This window comes from Halomonas sp. AOP7-E1-9, from assembly GCF_052376035.1.
Classification (GTDB): Bacteria; Pseudomonadota; Gammaproteobacteria; order Pseudomonadales; family Halomonadaceae; genus Vreelandella; species Vreelandella citrativorans.
Genome location: NZ_JBQSVC010000084.1, coordinates 1 through 1,349 on the forward strand (window position 1 = coordinate 1; position 1,349 = coordinate 1,349).

1 protein-coding gene is annotated in these 1,349 nt (G+C 60.5%); it reads right to left on the reverse strand.

The annotated features are described in order from the left end of the window. Positions 1-14 precede the first annotated feature (14 nt). Positions 15-1,271 carry an ISL3 family transposase gene (locus ACT3R4_RS18395; protein ID WP_172119103.1) on the reverse strand — a complete coding sequence of 419 codons (1,257 nt, stop codon included), beginning with the start codon at positions 1,269-1,271 and terminating at the stop codon, positions 15-17. Positions 1,272-1,349: the final 78 nt, after the last annotated feature.

Consider the following 1,349-nt stretch of genomic DNA (forward strand, 5'->3'; position numbering starts at 1 on the left):
GGTTCTTCGTCACTTCATGTGGATTTGGCCTGATCGAACACGCGGCCCACCGGGCTGCCAATCAGGTAGATCATGGCGATGAAGTTAGCCTCGTTCCGATAGCCACGTGCGCGTGACCGAGCCGCCTGAAACAAGCCGTTCATCCCTTCCAGCCTTGCATTCGTCAGGCCCGAGTGCCAACGTCTGACCACCGCGTCGGCGTGCCGCTCAAGCGTTGCCAGGGCCTTCCCCATCGCCTTCAGTAGCGGTTTTTTAGACACCGCCGCCTGCATGACCTTCAGGTAATTTGTGATGCGCCATCGAGCCGCTCTGGGCGTCGGGGCCTTCTGGATCCAGCGTAGCTTTTCCTTGATTATCCAGGCATCGGCAGTGGCGCTCTGATCGGCTACCAACTCCTGGAGCGCCGCCAGCTGTTTGGGTGTCAGGTTCTCGTTTTCCAGGTTCTTCAGTAGTGCCCAGCGCAGCGACTTGGGGTGTTCCTGCTCGCGGCGCTCTTTCTTGCGTACCTCCTCCAGTCGCTTGGTGAAGGTCTGCACGATATGGAACCAGTCGACCGTGACCTCGGCCTTGGGAAGGTACTCGGTCACCCCGCTGAGGAAGGCTGGCGACATGTCGCAGACGACCTCGACCACATTGGTCGTATCGCCGCCATGGGTCGCCAGGAAGGCGCTGAAAGCCTTGATGGCGTCCTTGCCGCAGCCTGGGACGGCGAAGACCACTGGTTCCTGCTTGCGCTGCATGTCGAGGAACACCGTGACGTAGCGATGACCGCGCCGGGACGCGGTTTCGTCCACACCGACAGTCGCCACATTGGACAAATCCAGCTCCCTCAACATGCGGCCCACATAGTAATGCACAATGCGCCATAGTCGCTTGTCGGGAATCTCCAACTGCCGTGAGACGGCCAGCACCGGCATCTCCTTGACCAGCGACATGGCCGCTTGCTCGAACAGCAGGGTGAAGTCGCTGCCCGACCGTGCCCAGGGCACCTCAATACGTTTGACACCATGCTCAGGACACTTCGTGCGAGGCACGCGAGCATGCAGGTAGCAGTGGTGCTGGAAGAAGTTCAGATGCCGCCAGGTTTTGTCGGCAAAGTCGTGAGCTTGGCAGGCCTTACCGCACTCCGGACAGGGATACAGACTGCCTCGCTCCGCCTCGACATAGAGATCCAGACGGTGGGGCGACACGGAGGTATCCAGGTGCTGGTCCTTGAGGACCCAGGGCGCTTCCAGGCCCAGGCCGAGAGTTAGAATCTGGGTGCCGTCCATGCCATACCTACCGCTGTTGTGGAGCCCCTATTCTGGCCCAGCTCAGGAGACAAATTCCACACCCAACGTCGAAGAGCC

What these genes read in the sequence shown, in the direction of transcription:
- ACT3R4_RS18395 (WP_172119103.1), bottom strand. Translation starts at nt 1,271, where the DNA reads ATGGACGGCACCCAGATTCTAACTCTCGGCCTGGGCCTGGAAGCGCCC.